The 16437-nt window shown below is 33.0% G+C and carries 20 protein-coding genes; 16 read left to right on the forward strand and 4 right to left on the reverse strand.

Features of this window, described 5'->3' with window-relative positions:
* Positions 1-110: 110 nt before the first annotated feature.
* The gene (locus DT250_RS05950) at positions 111-263 is read right to left on the reverse strand and encodes a YqbF domain-containing protein (RefSeq protein ID WP_071723536.1); all 153 of its coding nucleotides are present in this window, start codon (positions 261-263) and stop codon (positions 111-113) included.
* A gap of 593 nt (positions 264-856) precedes the next feature.
* Here DT250_RS05950 and DT250_RS05955 point away from each other — a divergent pair.
* The 9 genes from DT250_RS05955 to DT250_RS05995 all read left to right on the forward strand — a co-directional run bounded on the left by DT250_RS05955 (position 857) and on the right by DT250_RS05995 (position 6670).
* The gene (locus tag DT250_RS05955; RefSeq protein WP_060487118.1) at positions 857-1225 is read left to right on the forward strand and encodes a hypothetical protein; all 369 of its coding nucleotides are present in this window, start codon (positions 857-859) and stop codon (positions 1223-1225) included.
* 196 nt (positions 1226-1421) lie between these two features.
* Positions 1422-2258 carry a class I SAM-dependent methyltransferase gene (locus DT250_RS05960; protein ID WP_149212775.1) on the forward strand — a complete coding sequence of 279 codons (837 nt, stop codon included), beginning with the start codon at positions 1422-1424 and terminating at the stop codon, positions 2256-2258.
* A gap of 19 nt (positions 2259-2277) precedes the next feature.
* The gene (locus DT250_RS05965) at positions 2278-2466 is read left to right on the forward strand and encodes a DUF3970 family protein (protein ID WP_000621879.1); all 189 of its coding nucleotides are present in this window, start codon (positions 2278-2280) and stop codon (positions 2464-2466) included.
* 77 nt (positions 2467-2543) lie between these two features.
* Positions 2544-3509 carry a nucleoside hydrolase gene (locus tag DT250_RS05970; protein WP_087983800.1) on the forward strand — a complete coding sequence of 322 codons (966 nt, stop codon included), beginning with the start codon at positions 2544-2546 and terminating at the stop codon, positions 3507-3509.
* 172 nt (positions 3510-3681) lie between these two features.
* On the forward strand, positions 3682-3924 hold the full coding sequence (locus DT250_RS05975) for a GlsB/YeaQ/YmgE family stress response membrane protein (RefSeq protein WP_000638305.1): 243 nt from the start codon (positions 3682-3684) through the stop codon (positions 3922-3924).
* A gap of 77 nt (positions 3925-4001) precedes the next feature.
* Positions 4002-4397, forward strand: coding sequence for a cytosolic protein (locus DT250_RS05980; protein WP_149212776.1), 396 nt, complete (start codon positions 4002-4004; stop codon positions 4395-4397).
* 125 nt (positions 4398-4522) lie between these two features.
* Entirely contained in the window at positions 4523-5020 is a 498-nt protein-coding gene (locus DT250_RS05985; protein WP_137014773.1) for a hypothetical protein, read from the forward strand.
* A 107-nt stretch (positions 5021-5127) separates the two neighbouring features.
* The gene (locus DT250_RS05990; protein ID WP_149212777.1) at positions 5128-5925 is read left to right on the forward strand and encodes a gluzincin family metallopeptidase; all 798 of its coding nucleotides are present in this window, start codon (positions 5128-5130) and stop codon (positions 5923-5925) included.
* A gap of 76 nt (positions 5926-6001) precedes the next feature.
* Entirely contained in the window at positions 6002-6670 is a 669-nt protein-coding gene (locus DT250_RS05995) for a YjgB family protein (RefSeq protein ID WP_149212778.1), read from the forward strand.
* Positions 6671-6735: 65 nt separating this feature from the next.
* Here the strand turns inward: DT250_RS05995 and DT250_RS06000 are convergent, their stop codons facing one another.
* Positions 6736-7962, reverse strand: a complete 1227-nt coding sequence (locus DT250_RS06000; RefSeq protein ID WP_149212779.1) for an MDR family MFS transporter — start codon at positions 7960-7962, stop codon at positions 6736-6738.
* A gap of 101 nt (positions 7963-8063) precedes the next feature.
* On the opposite strand from DT250_RS06000, the gene DT250_RS06005 reads away from it, so the two are divergent.
* The 5 genes from DT250_RS06005 to DT250_RS06025 all read left to right on the forward strand — a co-directional run bounded on the left by DT250_RS06005 (position 8064) and on the right by DT250_RS06025 (position 13592).
* A complete protein-coding gene (locus tag DT250_RS06005) occupies positions 8064-9800 on the forward strand; it encodes an ABC transporter substrate-binding protein (RefSeq protein WP_149212780.1) in 1737 nt (578 codons plus the stop codon).
* A 159-nt stretch (positions 9801-9959) separates the two neighbouring features.
* On the forward strand, positions 9960-10583 hold the full coding sequence (locus tag DT250_RS06010) for a YhbD family protein (protein WP_060487111.1): 624 nt from the start codon (positions 9960-9962) through the stop codon (positions 10581-10583).
* 13 nt (positions 10584-10596) lie between these two features.
* Positions 10597-11307 (forward strand): bactofilin family protein, encoded by a 711-nt coding sequence (locus DT250_RS06015; RefSeq protein WP_149212781.1) that lies wholly within the window; start codon positions 10597-10599, stop codon positions 11305-11307.
* 18 nt (positions 11308-11325) lie between these two features.
* On the forward strand, positions 11326-12033 hold the full coding sequence (locus DT250_RS06020; protein WP_088063743.1) for a cytoplasmic protein: 708 nt from the start codon (positions 11326-11328) through the stop codon (positions 12031-12033).
* A gap of 23 nt (positions 12034-12056) precedes the next feature.
* Positions 12057-13592, forward strand: a complete 1536-nt coding sequence (locus DT250_RS06025; protein ID WP_087983806.1) for an MDR family MFS transporter — start codon at positions 12057-12059, stop codon at positions 13590-13592.
* 54 nt (positions 13593-13646) lie between these two features.
* Here DT250_RS06025 and DT250_RS06030 read toward each other — a convergent pair whose 3' ends face one another.
* A complete protein-coding gene (locus tag DT250_RS06030) occupies positions 13647-13967 on the reverse strand; it encodes a hypothetical protein (protein ID WP_046954336.1) in 321 nt (106 codons plus the stop codon).
* A gap of 253 nt (positions 13968-14220) precedes the next feature.
* On the opposite strand from DT250_RS06030, the gene DT250_RS06035 reads away from it, so the two are divergent.
* Both DT250_RS06035 and DT250_RS06040 read left to right on the forward strand, forming a co-directional pair.
* The gene (locus DT250_RS06035; protein WP_088608843.1) at positions 14221-15000 is read left to right on the forward strand and encodes a BC_2878 family exosporium-associated protein; all 780 of its coding nucleotides are present in this window, start codon (positions 14221-14223) and stop codon (positions 14998-15000) included.
* Positions 15001-15278: 278 nt separating this feature from the next.
* Entirely contained in the window at positions 15279-16049 is a 771-nt protein-coding gene (locus tag DT250_RS06040; RefSeq protein ID WP_149212782.1) for a GNAT family N-acetyltransferase, read from the forward strand.
* 119 nt (positions 16050-16168) lie between these two features.
* Here DT250_RS06040 and DT250_RS31610 read toward each other — a convergent pair whose 3' ends face one another.
* The gene (locus DT250_RS31610) at positions 16169-16342 is read right to left on the reverse strand and encodes a hypothetical protein (RefSeq protein WP_088122379.1); all 174 of its coding nucleotides are present in this window, start codon (positions 16340-16342) and stop codon (positions 16169-16171) included.
* Between the last annotated feature and the right edge of the window lie 95 nt (positions 16343-16437).

Consider the following 16437-nt stretch of genomic DNA (forward strand, 5'->3'; position numbering starts at 1 on the left):
ATAGAATGTTTTAAGAGAATTGAGCAAAATTGATCAAAAGAGGGAGATTACATGAGGGCATCAAGAAATATATCACAATTACGTGATATATTTCTTGATGCTTTTTTTAATTAAGCAGAATATTCTTCTTTACGTACTTCGAAAAATTCATTACGACGTAAGTAATTATAAACTTTCTCGGAAACCTTTTCTTCTTCAGACATTAAGAAACGATGATCAAAAGCATAGAATGATTGACCTTTAATTAATTTTACGTAGTATATTTTACACACCTCCTCTAGCATAATTGGAACTTAATTAATATTATGATGGCCTATATGCTTGTTAATCATACTTGGAGTTTCAAAGGATAGAAACTAAACAAATTACAAAAGATTACAAAACTGTAATGTTGTTGTCACGTTTTCCGATAGTTAAAAATAACCAATCTCTTCTATACTACAAATAAGTTATATAAAATAAGGGGGAAAAAAGATGGATGAAGTAATTGGAGAAGTTGTAGCAGGTATGTGTGAATTTGTAGTTGAAGTAACGGCAGATGCTATTGGAAATTTAGTTTCTAGAAATAATGAGGAAAAAGAAACGATATAAAAATATAAAGGCTGATTTGAAATCAGCCTTTATATTTTTACATTATATTAATATTATTTAAATATTTGTTTGTTAGGAAGTAAAGGCAGACGCTATTGGAAATTTAGTTTCTAGAAATAATGAGGAAAAAGAAACGATATAAAAATATAAAGGCTGATTTCTAAAGGGAAATCAGCCTTTATATTTTTACATTATATTAATATTATTTAAATATTTGTTTGTTAGGATGGAGATGAAACCAATATTGGAGGTGATTAAAATAAATATGCCGAGTTTGGGATTAGATTTATCTAATTCTCGTTTAATTATGGCGAATGTAGACGAAAGGGAATATCATTTTATTATACGTGAACATCCGATTTTAGGGAAAATTATATCGCTACTTGAAAATGGAAAAGAATACGGCTTAATGGATAAACAAATCGCTAATAAAGATAAATTTATAAAATCGGAGCTTATTAAATTAGATTATTTTAACATAGATGTTCTACAGCATACACCTGGATGGATATGGATTGGTATGGATCAATTTGGTTTACATGCTCGTGAGGCTACTTATAACGAAGTAGACGTTATTATGAAGTTAAAAGAGGATTTATATTATATAGATGTATATGAAAAAGTAAAAATGTAATAAATATTTAGTCAGGTTAGGGGACAAGTTTCCGTAGCCTTTTTTGTTTAGGAATAAAACGTAAAATTTATATTATATTGATGATAGGAAAGCATGATAAGAAGTAAGCTGAAAAGAGGATTTGAAAATACATAAAGAGAACTTTAATTATTATATGAATCCTATATGTAAATAACAATAGAAAGCAGATGATAAAATGAGTAAAGAAGAGCTTGTGAAACAACAGTTTGGTAATAATGCTGAAAAATATGTAAAAAGTAAAATTCATGCTAATGGACCAGACTTACAATATGTAGTTCAACAAGTTGAGTCTCGTCATAATAATCGTCTTCTTGATATTGCTACTGGCGGTGGACATGTTGCGAATATATTAGCTCCATTGTTTAAAGAAGTAGTTGCCTTAGACTTAACAGAAAAAATGTTAGAGAATGCGAAAAATTTTATTATCAGTAATGGACATGAAAATGTATCTTTTATTGCTGGAAACGCTGAAAGTTTACCGTTTGCTGATGGTTTTTTTGATACAATTACGTGCCGAATTGCAGCACATCATTTTACGAATCCACCTCAGTTTATATATGAAGTAAATCGTACGTTAGAACATAATGGATTGTTTATTTTAATAGATAATGTTTCACCGGAAAATAATGAATACGATACATTTTATAATTTTATAGAAAAAAAGCGGGATCCGAGTCATGAACGAGCGCTGAAAAAAACAGACTGGATTTCCTTGTTAGAAAAAAACGGTTTGCAAATGCAGTCATGTCTTACTTTTGACAAGAAATTTGAATTTGACTGGTGGTGCGATATGATGAATGTACCTTTGCTGAAACGTATGAAATTAACAGAGTGTATGATGAAAACACCAGTTGAAATGCAAGAATTCTTTAATATTCAAATTGAAAATAATAAAATAAATTCGTTTTATACTGAAATGGCATTGTTTGTATGTAAAAAAAAGCGCGACATTAAAAAGATAAATTTCTTGCAGTCTTTTCAAAGTACGTTATACTTAGTACAGAGAAAATGAGAATTGAGGAAAAGTAATAATGATTCGCGTACGTATTGAAGGAACTGAAGAAGAAATGCTTGAATTTATGGAGAAAATGCCGGACATTCCTGGATTTGAAAAAACACATATGAGAGAACCGAGAAAAGGGAATAATCCAAAATACGATTCAAGTAAGAATGTATTAGCATATTTATCATATAAAAAGATTGAAGTCGCCAATAAATAGGCGGCTTTTTTAGTTGGCACTGTTTCACAGCCTTGTCTTTTTTACATAATAATAATAGTAGATTATGTTGAAGAGGGGTGAGGATAGTTAAAAAGAAAATCATCTTTTTTGGAGACTTTGGTATTGACGATGCTGTGGCGTTAATTTATGCAAATAAAACATGTAAATTAGATATTATAGGTATTGTTGCTGAATATGGGAATGTATCGCGAGAAATCGTAACAGAAAATGTGTATTTTTTAGAAAGATACTATGCTACAGAAGTGAAAATCATTGAGGGTGCAGCTAGACCAATGACAGCGGAAGAACCATTGTTCTTTCCCGAAATTCATGGGGAGCATGGCCTAGGCCCAATTATTCCACCTGATATGAGGATTTGTAAACGGGAAAATTTTTGTGAATTAATTAAATTAATTGAACCTTGTCCAGAAGATATTATTATCGTAGCGACAGGGCGTTTAACAACATTGGCAACGTTATTTTTATTATATCCAAATGTAATGGATAAGGTATGTTCATATTATATTATGGGCGGTGCGTTTTTATTTCCTGGTAACGTTACTCCTGTATCAGAAGCTAATTTTTATGGGGATCCAATCGCCGCAAATATTGTGATGAAGTACGCAAAAAATGCGACTATTTATCCGTTAAATGTAACGCAAGCAGCCCTCATTACTCCTGAAATGGTGGATATTATTAATAAAGAAGGAACAGGACAGGCGAAACTTATTAAACCGATGATCGATTTTTATTATGAGAACTTTTATAAAAAAGAATACCCGGGTATTGCTGGAAGTCCGATTCACGATTTACTTCCGTTCATTTCCTTTATTAATGATGATATTTTTGAATATAAAAAGTCAGCAGTTTGGATCAGTACGACAAATGACGTAACAAGAGGACAAAGTGTGGCAGACTTTAGAAAAATAGCCGAGCCAACAACATTTGATAATAGACCAATTCAAAAAATTGCAGTTGGTTTTGACTATCCTGCATTTAAAGAAGAGTTTATGCGGACAATATTAAAGCCTGACTGTCCTTAATATGTGTATTACGAATAACATCAACCTCGAGTCGAAAAACTGGCCGTTCATTATTTTGAAATAATCTAATAGTTGATCTGTATGAATAACTATTGAAAAATGTAACATAACTAATGGTAAGCAATTGTTTCTAATTATATTTTGATTGGTAAAATATAAAGGAGGTTATCATATGATTTGGTCTTTAATCGTCGGTGGTATATTAGGATGGCTTGCGAGCTTAATTACTGGAAAGGACGTACCTGGTGGTGTAATTGGTAATATTATTGCTGGTATTATCGGTTCATGGATTGGTTCGAAATTACTTGGTAGTTTTGGTCCAGTCATTGGTGGATATGCAATTATTCCAGCTTTAATCGGTGCGATCGTTTTAATTTTCATCGTAAGCTTCTTATTACGAGCAATGCGAAAATGAATGTAAGGACTGTTTACATTTGTAAGCAGTCCTTTTTATATGTTATGCTAGTATTATACAATCAGGAGGTGTCAGCATTGAAAACATTTACAGTAAATTTCCATCAAGAAGATAATGCTAAAGCGACAACAGTACATAAATTAAGTGAAGAGGACTTCAACAAAGCAACAGAAAAAGGCACTCGTCATCTATTTGATTTAGATACAAACGTTGGATTCTTCGTATTCTTTGACGCAGAAGATTCAGAAGGAAACGATCAATACTTAATGTTACAATACGAAGGTGATCATGAAGAGCCAACTGCGTGCTACGGATTTGATTTAAAACTATACTATCAATTTTTAGCACTGTACTTAAATGATCTTGAGTTCCAAGGTGAAACAGATGAAGAAGAGGAAGAGTATGGCCCAATTCATCATTTAGCTCACTTGCTTTATCATATTGTTGAAGATGGTAAGTCAATCGAAGTGTAAAAATACATATGTAAAGCTGTCCTTTTTGGGCAGCTTTTTTCATTTTCTTAAGCAAAATATACAAAATGTTTGCTATAATTTTATATATCTTGATAATTATATGAAATGAATAGGAAGTGAAGTCTTTGTTTACGATTGAGAACTATAAAAATTCTTTAGTAAATGGGCTCGAAGCAAAATCCTCGGATTTGATTGAAAGTTTAAAAGCGACAACACAGCTTAATTATTATAAAGAAATAGATTTATTAGATTTTACAGTTTTTGTTCAGTCATTTGAATTGTCTATCGTTATGTTTTCAATGGATGGAGAAGCGAATGAAGTTTTTTATGAAGGGACTGATAAAAGAATTTTTTCTGGTAGTTATAATGTAATGGATGACATTACATATTATACGTTTAGTGATGAAGAATCTGATGAGTTCTGGGGTTTTTATGAAAAAAATGATGCGAAGTTATCTGAAATTGGAACGAAAGCTATAGTAGAATGGTTTGCGGAATGCTGGAATAAAGCTGGTAGTATGAATGTAAAATTACCATCTTACGTTAGTTTTCATGACGATGATGAATGTTATGATTTGCATAATGGTAAATGGATTTCTGATGGTGATAAATGGTTTGATTAAACAGAAAAAGCAACAAGGAAGGCTCATCCCTCTTTGTTGCTTTTTCTACGTTTAAGGAAGGATTGCGGTGTATATGACGAGAAGGGATATATAAGGAGATGGGAAAAATGATAAATAATACAATTCCAAGTTTTTTGAAAGTATGGGAAAGTGATAATGTAGAATTAGAAGTTCTTAACCAATATTTCATTTCGCATCCAGAGATATTTGAAGAATACTTTAAGTATCATTGTCCACATACGAGAGAACGTCTTTCTACTGCCATTAAACAATATCCCGCAAAAATAGAAGGTATTCATATCATTGCAGAAACATTACCGATTATTATTCAAGAGATAACGAATGAATATCATAATAATTATAACTTTGATGTAAATATGAAGTTTCATTTATTTGTTGGAGCTTTTGGCTCTAATGCATTTGTAGAAAGGGAAATTATTGGAGACATCTTTTTTGCGGCAGAAAAATTATCTCCAGATGTAAATCACCTTCGTGTTATTGTCGCTCACGAAATAGGACATATATATCATAATGTTATGTTACAAAATGATGAAATGGATTGGACAAAAGCTGAGTGGACTGACGCGGCAGTTACTTTGTATCGTGAAGGTGTTGCAACATATTTATCAAAGCAAATTATAAAAGGCGTAAATGAATCAGTGTACTACTCATATAACAATGACGGTGAACGTTGGTTACAATGCTATATAGAAAATGAAAAACAAATAAAGAATCGTTTTTTGGAAGATTATATAGAAGGATGGACGTTCGAAAAAGAGAAAGAGTGGTTCCGGTTATCTGGCGGACAATACTTTGGATACAACCGAATTGGTTATTTTTTAGGAACAGCTTTTGTAGAGGATGTTGTACAAGCACTAGGAGAAAGTGAAGCATTTATTTTTTGAAACAAATATAATTTGAAAAGTAGCGTAATGGATTGGTTATCGAAAGGAATAAGATTATAATAGGGGGCTGAAATGTATGAAAGTGTATGTAAAGATAGCTATGTTATTTCTCGCTTTTACATGCCTATTGGCATTAGTAGCATGTAAAGGGACAGACGAAAAAAAGGAAACAAACCCAACCTCTGAAAATAGTAAAAACGAACAAAATAATTCTTCTGAAGAAAAGAAAGAGCCTGAAGCAAAATCAAATAATGAAGGATCAGCAAAACCAAAGACAGATTCAAGCACGAAAGATACAGTAATTAATCAAAAATCAATTAACCACATTAAAGATTTGTTTGAACTAGCGAAAGAAGGAAAAGTACCTAATGTTCCGTTCGCAGCTCATACAGGAGATATTGAAGAAATAGAAAAAGCGTGGGGGAAAGCAGATAAAACAGAACAAGCAGGTAACGGAATGTACGCTACCTTTACAAATAAAAATGTTAGCTTCGGTTTTAATAAAGGATCACAAGTTTTTGATGTACGCTCCTATCATGCTGAGCTAAAATCAATTACATTACAAGAAATAGAGAAAGCATTAGGAAAACCAGCTTCAGTTAAAGTAAATGGGGAAGATCAAATATATGTATATAAAGTAAACAATCAGTTTGAGTTAAAATTCATTATTCCAAAATCGACTGGTAAGGTAAATCATATTTCGGTATTTTCGCCAGAGGATAGTATTAATAAAATGGCAGGGTAATAAAAAAGGATGTCACAATAGTCTCAAGACTTTTGTGACATCCTTCTTTTTATAAAGAAAGCATCCTATAAAATATGAGTAGTATGCTCCGAAAGGTCTTTTTTCATTTTATTACGTTCTATATTTTGAATAAACATTGCTTGAATAATGCCTCCGACTACTAAGAAATAAGCACAAATATAAAATAGCATGCTACCGTTTAGTTGACTTAATAAAACCGCACCAATAACAGGACCGCACGTACGAGATATATCCCAATGTAACCCGTAAATTGAAAAATACAATCCACGCTTATCTGTAGGAGCGATTTCTGAAACGAATCGAAGTAAATGGTTTAAGGCGATACTTTCCCCAATGACTAAAAAGAGTAATGTGAAGAATAGTGACGTGATTGTTGTTGAAATCCCGTAGCCAATTGCAGCTATCGTAAAGCAGGTGTAAGAAATAAGAATAATTTTCGCCATAGAAAATCGTTCAGACCATTTCACAAGGAAAACTTGCAGGAAGATTTCCATTGTAGCCTTGCATGTTGAAATAAAAGCGAGCATGAATACGAAATCTGGAAATATATCTTTAGCGAAAATGCGATAATTTGTCTCAGTTTGAGCATAAAAAAAGCTAATAGGGAGTGTAGTAATCATAAGTCCTAAAACGGCGTAATGCTTGCTTACAAATTGTTTTGAAGATGATACTTCAACTTTTTGCTTTGGCTTTGTAAATACTGGAGCGGTTTCTGGAAGCTGCGTCCATACAACTACTGCATATACCATAAGTGTAATGCTTTGCATTATAAATAAATATTCAGGGTGAGTATGATAAAATATAGCACCAATTATTGGACCGATTACGGAACCAATTGCAGCAATCGTATGCAAAAGAGCAAAAATTTCTGCTTGTTGTTTTTGTTTTGTTAAATCAGCAATTTGTGCACGTTGAGCGGGAATATATAAGGAACGGCCAACCCCATTTATGACGTAAAGCAAAGCAAATATAAAAACAGACTGAGCAAAGATGAAGCTACCGATTGCAACGCCTTGTAGCAATAAGCCGATTAACATAATTTTCTTTCGCCCATATTTATCAGTCACCCCTCCAGCAATAAGTGTAAATACAATGTCTGAGAGAGGTTGTAGTCCGAAAATGAGCATAGTTATTATTATATTACCGTTTAACATTTTATTAACGTAAATAATCATAATGAGAGCTAACATAGATTCAGTCGTTCGGGTTAATAATTCGCCGCACAGTCTAATAATAATGGGTTTATTATAACGTAGTATGAGATTGTTCAATATTAATTCCTCCTTTCTATATTGAAATGATAAGATGAAAGGAGGAGTGGAAAAAGGGTAGAAACAAAAGGGGTTATTTTTCACCTTTTAGGGGGATTATGATGTTTATTTTAAATCAATATATTGAACTATGGTGTGCCTATGGTAAAGGTAGACAAGAAGGAGAACAATTAGAAGTTACCGTACAAATGATAGCAGAAACTTTATTTTGTACGGAGCGTAATAGTAAATTAATAATAAAAAAATTAGAAGAGTTAAATTGGATCGCTTGGTTTCCAGGGCGGGGGAGAGGGAATCGCTCTAAATTAATATTTCAAAAGCAACCGATGATATTAATTTTAGACAGAGGAAAAGAACTAACGAAAAAAGGGGATGTGAAAAGTGGAATCTCATTTGTGGAACGCTACAGCTCACAATTTCCATTAGTAAAGAAAGAGTATGAAGCTTGGATAGATTCCATATTTGGTCATAAAATAGAAAGGACACCAGAAGGAAGAAAAGATGTACTTCGGTTGCAAGTACAAATGAATCTAGACATCGCTTTGGATCCGGTTTACGCTACGATGCGCTCAGAATGTCATATGGTTAAACATATTTTTGATACACTCGTATATGTGAATGAGGAAACAAATTGTATAGAGCCAAGACTTGCTTTTCACTGGCAATATAATGACGCTGAAAAGGTTTGGACATTTTATTTAAGAAAAGGTATTCATCTTCATAATAGAAAACGACTTACCGCACATGATGTTATACATTCATTGAATCGATTTATGAAAGCGGAAAACAACCCACACGCATGGATGTTGCAACATGTTGAAAATGTCCGTGCAGTGGATGAATTTGTTGTTGAAATTCAATTACATACGGAAAATAGGATGTTTTTACATATGCTAAGTGCAGAACAGTGTTCTATCGTAAATGAAGATGAAGCAGGAAACTTTATTGGTACAGGACCTTTTATATTACGCGAGAAAGATGCACAATTATTTGTTTTAGAAGTGCATGATTTATATTATCGTGAAAGACCTTTTCTTGACCGAATTGAACTAATGAATGTAGAGCAAAATGTAAATACGTATGACGTGTTAGTAAAGGCGCAATATAAAGATAAAGAAAAGCCTAATAAAGAGTTGTCTCGGCTTGAATCGAACGTGACATATGTAACGTGCAATCTTGTAAAAGAAGGACCAATGCAAGATGAGCTGTTTCGAAAGGCACTACATAAAATCATTCATGGCGATAGGATTGTTCAAGAACTCGGCGGAGAACGTGGAGAAGTGGCTAAGAAACTAATATTAGCAAATGAAAGAAAAGTAGAGATTAAGGAAGAGATAGAATGTTTAGTGAAAAAGAGTATGTATCATCATGAAGTGCTACAACTCTACACATTTACAGGACAAGATCATGTAGAAGATGCACAATGGATTCAGAAAGAGTGTGCGAAGTATGGGATTCGTGTAGAAAATAATTTTCTTGAAGTTGAAGAGTTATTGGAAATCAGTACGATACAAAAGGCTGATATGATGCATGATAGTGCAACGATTAGCGAACGAATAGAAGATAGTCTGCTATATATGTTTCTTACAAAAAATAGTTTTATTCATGGGCAAAGCAGCATGGACTTTCATAAAAAACTCTTCCCTTATTTTAAAGAAGAAGATTTAGAGAATAGAGTTACATTGTTACGCGATATTGAGGACACTTTGTTACGTCACATTCATATTATTCCTTTATATCGTAACAAACAACAAGTAACTTCTCACGAAAAAGTACAAAATATAATGATTAATTCACAAGGGTGGATTGATTTTTATGAAATATGGTTTACATGTTGATAAATAAGGGCTTTTACGCATTTTACATGATGTGTAAGAGCCTTTTTTTCGTGTGTGAAACAGGTTTGTTTTACACATTGTTACGCTACTTACGATAAAAGTCTATTTACAGCGTAACAGTGTTATGTTACATTGTTATCGGGAAGGAGTGTTATACAGTTGAGTACAGATTTAATTTCAAAAAAAGATTTATTAGAACTAACTGGTATTTCATACGGACAGTTATATAGGTGGAAAAGAAAAAATTTAATACCGGAAGATTGGTTTGTACGAAAGTCAACATTCACGGGTCAAGAGACATTTTTTCCGAAAGAAAAGATATTAGAGCGTATTGATAAAATCCAAACGATGAAAGAAGATTTATCACTTGATGAACTAGCAAATATGTTTTCACCGAGTGTTAGAGAAATTCTTTTAACAAAAGAAGACGTCATACGTAAAGGAATTGCATCAGAGCCAGTTTTACAATTCTTCATAGAACAAACGAATAAAACAACAGAGTTTCAATTTGTAGATATTCTTTATGTGTATATGTTAGAAGAGTTACTACAATCGGGAGAGATTAGTTTAGAAGAAGGAAAAATGGTCTTGCAAGTTTTACGTGAAAATTATGAAGCGATTAAGCATAAAACTTGTGACTTAATCATCGTCCGAAAGTTAGGGATTTCTACATGTTTCTTAGTTTCAAATGTGGACGATTTAATTTTTGAAAAAGGTACCAAAATTGTTTTACGCGAAGCGATTATGAAATATACCGAAGCATTAAAAACGAAACTGTTGTAGTGGAGGAGAAAGTATGCGTACAGATAATTTGATTATAAATGGTTACGGTTCATCGAATGGCGGCGAGTTTCATAAAGTGCAATTAAATGGAAAAGGTACTGTTAATGGAAATATTGAATGTGACCAATTTGAATGTAACGGATATGGTGCTGTTACTGGAAATTTGAAAAGTAGCAATGCAAGAATTAGTGGATCAGGTAAAGTTGATGGTACAGTTATTGCGGAAACGATGCGAATTGATGGGAAAGCAACAATTACGCAAGATGTGAAGGCGAACAGTTTGAAAATTGCAGGAAAAGGTACGATAGGTGGAAATGTAACTGGTGAAGAGTTTAAAGTCAATGGTCAAGCGACGATTGATGGTAATTGTGAAGTGGATACTTTTTCTTCAGAAGGCCAATTTACAATTGGTGGATTATTAAGTGCCGATGAAATAAATATTAATATTCACGGTACATGTCGAGCGAAAGAAATTGGTGGTCAAACGATTAAAGTAAAACATAGACTAAGTACTTTTAGTAGACTGTTTAAATCAGTATTTGGTATGCAGTTAGAGGCTGAACTATTAGAAGGTGACAATATTGATATTGATTATGCTCACATAAAAACGGTAAGAGGAAACAATGTGACAGTAGGAGCGAACTGTGAGATTGAACTCATTGAATATACGGGTGTTCTTACTGTCGATAAAAGCGCAAATGTAAAAGAAATGAAGCAGGTTTAATGGGAGGGAGAAAGTAATATGGAACATCAACATAGTCTTACTGTCAATGGCTCTGGTAGTTCAGCAGGTGGGGATTATAACAAAGTGAATATTCGCGGTGAAGGAACGATTTCTAATGATATGAGCTGTAATGAATTTAAAACGTACGGCACGAGTGAAGTGCGCGGTAATATGAAAGTGAAAAATTATGTCGTGTATGGAGATAGTGAAGTACAAGGAAATGTAGATGCGGAATATGTAAAAGTATACGGAAATACACAAATGAATAGTGATGCCCATATTGAAAAAACGAAAGTAAGAGGTATGATAGAAGTTAAAGGGAAGTTTACTGGTGATTTCGTAGATGTGAAAGGCGCTTTAAATGTGAAAGGAGATATTGAAGTTGAAGAACTATCACTAACTGGTGGCCTTGAAAGTGATGGATTACTTAATGCTGAAAATATTGAAATTTCACTTCGTTATGAAGGCAGCAAAGTGAGAGAAATCGGCGGTAAAAAGATTACCGTTCGTAAAAAAGCGAGATTTATTCCATTTACAAGTCATGCTGGAAGCCTCCAAACGTCTATCATTGAAGGAGATGAAATTTATTTAGAGCATACGATTGCTGAAGTAGTACGAGGAAATAACGTTACCATTGGTCCAGGATGTGAAATTAGTGTTGTAGAATATCATACTAGTTTTAATCAAAAAGGTAATGCAGTTGTAAAAGAACATAAACAAATATAAGTAGTACGAGGGAGAGCAAGGTTATGGTTGAGAAGAATAATAAGCTCGGCTTTGTTGTGGCGGGCTTATTGCTAGGTATTTTAATGGCATCAATGGACAATACCATTGTCGTAACAGCGATGGGAACGATTGTTGGTGACTTAGGAGGCCTTGAAAACTTTGTATGGGTCGTTTCTGCCTATATGGTCGCAGAAATGGCAGGTATGCCGATATTCGGAAAACTATCAGATATGTATGGTAGAAAGAGATTCTTTATTTTCGGTTTAATCGTCTTTATGATTGGTTCGGCACTTTGTGGTACTGCTGAAAATATTACACAGTTAGGTATTTATCGTGCCATTCAAGGTATTGGTGGCGGGGCATTAGTGCCGATCGCGTTTACTATCGTTTTTGATATTTTCCCTCCTGAAAAGCGCGGGAAAATGGGTGGATTATTCGGAGCAGTATTTGGTTTATCAAGTATTTTTGGCCCGCTGCTTGGTGCGTATATTACAGATTACATAAGCTGGCACTGGGTATTTTACATTAACTTACCGCTTGGCGTTTTAGCACTTATTTTTATTACATTCTTTTATAAAGAATCACGAGTTCATAGAAAGCAAAAAATTGATTGGTTTGGCGCAATTACTTTAGTTGGTGCAGTAGTTTCGCTAATGTTTGCTTTAGAACTAGGTGGACAAAAGTATGATTGGGATTCTAACTTTATTTTAAGTTTATTTGGCGGATTCGCTATTTTAATTATTGCATTTATTTTTATTGAACGTAAAGTAGAAGAACCGATCATTTCATTTGAAATGTTTAAACAACGTTTATTCGGAATGAGTACCATTATTGCATTATGTTACGGTGCTGCGTTCATGTCAGCAACTGTATACATACCGTTATTCATTCAAGGTGTATACGGTGGTAGCGCAACAAACTCAGGATTATTACTTTTACCGATGATGTTAGGATCAGTCGTAACAGCGCAGTTAGGTGGATTTTTAACGACGAAGCTTAGCTACCGAAACATTATGATTATTTCTGCTGTTATTATGCTAATTGGACTATTCTTATTAAGCACATTAACGCCAGAAACAAGTCGTATATTATTAACGGTTTATATGATTATTATTGGATTTGGAGTAGGTTTCTCATTCTCTGTACTAAGTATGGCAGCTATTCACAACTTCGGTATGGAACAGCGCGGATCTGCAACTTCAACGAGTAATTTCATTCGTTCATTAGGAATGACACTTGGTATTACAATCTTCGGAATGATTCAAAGAACAGGTTTCCAAGATCAATTAGAAGAAGCTTTTAAAGGTATGAGCGGAGGAATGAATACAAACGCTTTAGGAGATTCAAGAGCTATTCTATCAGAATCGGCAAGATCTCAAATCCCGCCGCACATATTAGATAAAATTATTGACGCTCTTTCTAGCTCCATTGTTCAAACATTTATGTGGGCATTAGTACCAGCAGGTCTAGCATTCATATTTATTTTCTTTATGGGAAATGAGCGTATGGTAATTAAGAAACAGCAAACGAATAAAAAGAGTGAAACATCAAAAGCGTAATGAAAAAGCTCCTTTCCAATTGGAAAGGAGCTTTTTCGTATGTACGGATTTAGATTAGCCTTCGATAATTTCGTATTCTTCGTCTGCTAATAATAAAATTTGTGTTTTCTTACCTTTGTTTTGAACTTCGATTACATCGTATGCACCTAAGTCTCTTAGTTTGTTTTGAGAAGCGTTAACCATAACTTCCATAGAATCAATTAAGATATCTTCTTCAATGTATGATTCAGGCAATGCCATATCTTCTGTTTCTAATACACATGCATATAGATTTTGTAAGTTTTCAGTAGTTGGGTTTTGTTCCTCAACATCAATGATGTTCTTTACTGCATCCATATTTTCTTCTTTTGCTTGGTATACTTTAATTTTAGCCATTGTTTTATTCTCCTTTATAACGTAATCGTAGAGGCTACACCTTATTATAACGTTTTTTTCATGAAAGATGAAATTGTTATATGTATTTATAGGGAAATTTATGTGCTATTACTCATTATTGGCGTAATTTCATTATTAATGTGATAAGTAAGTACCTATATTCCTGAGTTAAAGTTATATTGTCCAAGCTTTTTTATACTCCGTTCATAGTATATGTATTAGATAAAACATATAGGGAAGGGATGGAGTGTAAGTGGATTGTGAGCCGAAACGAAATTATCAATGCTGCCAAAATAGTATTTGTGAATTTTTGCGAAGTCTAGAGCCTTTTACAAAAGTTGAGAGTATTGTAATCGCCGGAAACGAAATTGTAGTATCTTATTTTCTTTCATTTAATAAGAGGAATGGTATCGTATCCTTCGTACAAGAGGACAATGAGGTTATCTTTGTAGATTGCTCTAGGATTGATGCAATTCGAATAGGAAAAGTTTGTAGTTGTAAAACGAAAGTTAAATTTATTGAAGAGGATTTTAGTTTACTTGGAAATGTTTGTCCACAATGTTTAACAGAGGGTAGTACACTCTTTTTTGACTTTTACAATCCAGAATTGAATTTATCACTACAAGCAAAAACAATTGATGCACCTAGTTGTACTGAATTTATAGATGAGATGGGGAATGTCGTAAAGCAAATTACTATAATAGGTGAAGCGATTGTTTCTAAAGATTTTGTTCAAGTGCCGGAACTATTAAACTTTCTATTAGTTTTATCTGATACGACTACGAATCCTTTAAAGTTTGGAATACTGTTCATTAATTTCCCTGATCTTACGTTTATTATTCTTTTCGCATCGAGTGGATACCTCAACATTTCGAACTGTTTGAAAATCGAGAGTGGAACTGGTAATGCTGAAATAGAAGATATGAAAAAGATGGTGACGAATGACAATAATACGTACAAGTCAGTTGTTAAATTGACTAAAGTATATAAAAATGGAGGAACAGAATCATATATTTATAAGAATGAGTTATAACATACGTATTTAAATGAACCCTCAAACGAGTATTGAGGGCTATTACATAATAAAAGATGATAATCGGTTACATGTAGATTGTAAATTACTATTAAGTATATTTACTGTTAACCTTTATACTGGGCAGTCATTTACTATTCATTAGATGTTATAATAATTTTATATTTATGAATAATTTATAATTATATGGGGTTTAGTAGCCGTTTGCTTATATGTAGAATAAAAGGACTTATGAAAGAAGTAGAAGTACATTGATTCTAACGAAAGAAGGAATTTGAATGATATATGAAGCGAATATACATACGAGAGAAAAATTAGTTACTATGTTCGAAGATTTCAATAACGTTGTTTTACTTTCTTATTTACAAGGACATATGGGTACTGCTTGGGTAAATGATCTTGAAAATCCAACAGTAGCGCAAGTTAAGGTAGGGATTTTCACATTTTACGCTGGGGATCCAAATAGGAAAGAAACAGAAGAATTACTACGTAATATTCCTGATAGAATGTTAGTAATCGTAAATAGTGAAGAGTGGAAAAAGCGTTTAGAAACATTTTACGAAAGAAAAATAGATAAGTTTTTACGCTATAAATTCAAACGTAATGCGGAAGTTTTTAATCGTTCAAAATTACAATCTTTTATATCAGCGCTTCCAAAAGGATACGAGTTACGAAGAATAGATGAACATATCGTAAATATCCCTACACTACATAAGGTCTCTGAAGATTTTACAAGTCAATTTCAATCAGTAGAAGATTATTTAAAACGAGGTATAGGGTATAGTATTTTGTACCAAGGTGAAGTTGTATGCGGTGCATCATCGTATAGCATTTATGATAATGGGATTGAAATTGAAGTGGCGACTGATCACAATCATAGAAGAAAAGGGTTGGCGACTATAGTTAGTGCAGCGCTAATCTTGGCCTGCTTAGAAAAAGAGATATATCCAAACTGGGATGCTGCGAATACTACGTCTGCTAAACTGGCAGAAAAACTAGGATATGTTTTTGATAAGGCATATGATACGTATTTTGTGGATAATAGATGAAATCATTTTTAAATAAAAGAGCAGCTAGCAGAAGCTAACTGCTCCTCTCCAAAGCAGAATGGAGAAATACAATCATGTTACTTACATTATTGACAGAACAGTAATTTTTAATCAAATAACTATAAAAGTTTAGATAAAATATCTTTGATTAAACCTGAGGCACCGATAAAGAGTACTGATAAAAAAACGATTGAGAATATACTTTTTTTAGGTTTTTTAAATTCTAGGTAAATGTTAAAAATAGCACCAATTGCAACTACAATAAAGATAACGAGTCTTATTACATCTATCATGAATAACGCTCCTTTTAATTACTTAATTGTATTATATAGGAATTCACCTTCAGATTAGTTTATTGGAATACGAATTAAGGTAATTTTAAACAAAA

Origin of the sequence: Bacillus sp. AR2-1, from assembly GCF_008368755.1 — a bacterium.
Taxonomy (GTDB): Bacteria; Bacillota; Bacilli; order Bacillales; family Bacillaceae_G; genus Bacillus_A; species Bacillus_A wiedmannii.

Excerpts from the sequence above, each read along its gene's own strand:
- DT250_RS05960 (WP_149212775.1), top strand. The coding sequence starts at position 1,422 with ATGAGTAAAGAAGAGCTTGTGAAACAACAGTTTGGTAATAATGCTGAA.
- DT250_RS06020 (WP_088063743.1), top strand. The coding sequence starts at position 11,326 with ATGGAACATCAACATAGTCTTACTGTCAATGGCTCTGGTAGTTCAGCA.
- DT250_RS05965 (WP_000621879.1), top strand. The coding sequence starts at position 2,278 with ATGATTCGCGTACGTATTGAAGGAACTGAAGAAGAAATGCTTGAATTT.
- DT250_RS06025 (WP_087983806.1), top strand. The coding sequence starts at position 12,057 with ATGGTTGAGAAGAATAATAAGCTCGGCTTTGTTGTGGCGGGCTTATTG.
- DT250_RS05990 (WP_149212777.1), top strand. The coding sequence starts at position 5,128 with ATGATAAATAATACAATTCCAAGTTTTTTGAAAGTATGGGAAAGTGAT.
- DT250_RS05995 (WP_149212778.1), top strand. The coding sequence starts at position 6,002 with ATGAAAGTGTATGTAAAGATAGCTATGTTATTTCTCGCTTTTACATGC.
- DT250_RS05975 (WP_000638305.1), top strand. The coding sequence starts at position 3,682 with ATGATTTGGTCTTTAATCGTCGGTGGTATATTAGGATGGCTTGCGAGC.
- DT250_RS31610 (WP_088122379.1), bottom strand. The coding sequence starts at position 16,342 with ATGATAGATGTAATAAGACTCGTTATCTTTATTGTAGTTGCAATTGGT.
- DT250_RS06005 (WP_149212780.1), top strand. The coding sequence starts at position 8,064 with ATGTTTATTTTAAATCAATATATTGAACTATGGTGTGCCTATGGTAAA.
- DT250_RS06040 (WP_149212782.1), top strand. The coding sequence starts at position 15,279 with ATGATATATGAAGCGAATATACATACGAGAGAAAAATTAGTTACTATG.
- DT250_RS05955 (WP_060487118.1), top strand. The coding sequence starts at position 857 with ATGCCGAGTTTGGGATTAGATTTATCTAATTCTCGTTTAATTATGGCG.
- DT250_RS06015 (WP_149212781.1), top strand. The coding sequence starts at position 10,597 with ATGCGTACAGATAATTTGATTATAAATGGTTACGGTTCATCGAATGGC.
- DT250_RS06030 (WP_046954336.1), bottom strand. The coding sequence starts at position 13,967 with ATGGCTAAAATTAAAGTATACCAAGCAAAAGAAGAAAATATGGATGCA.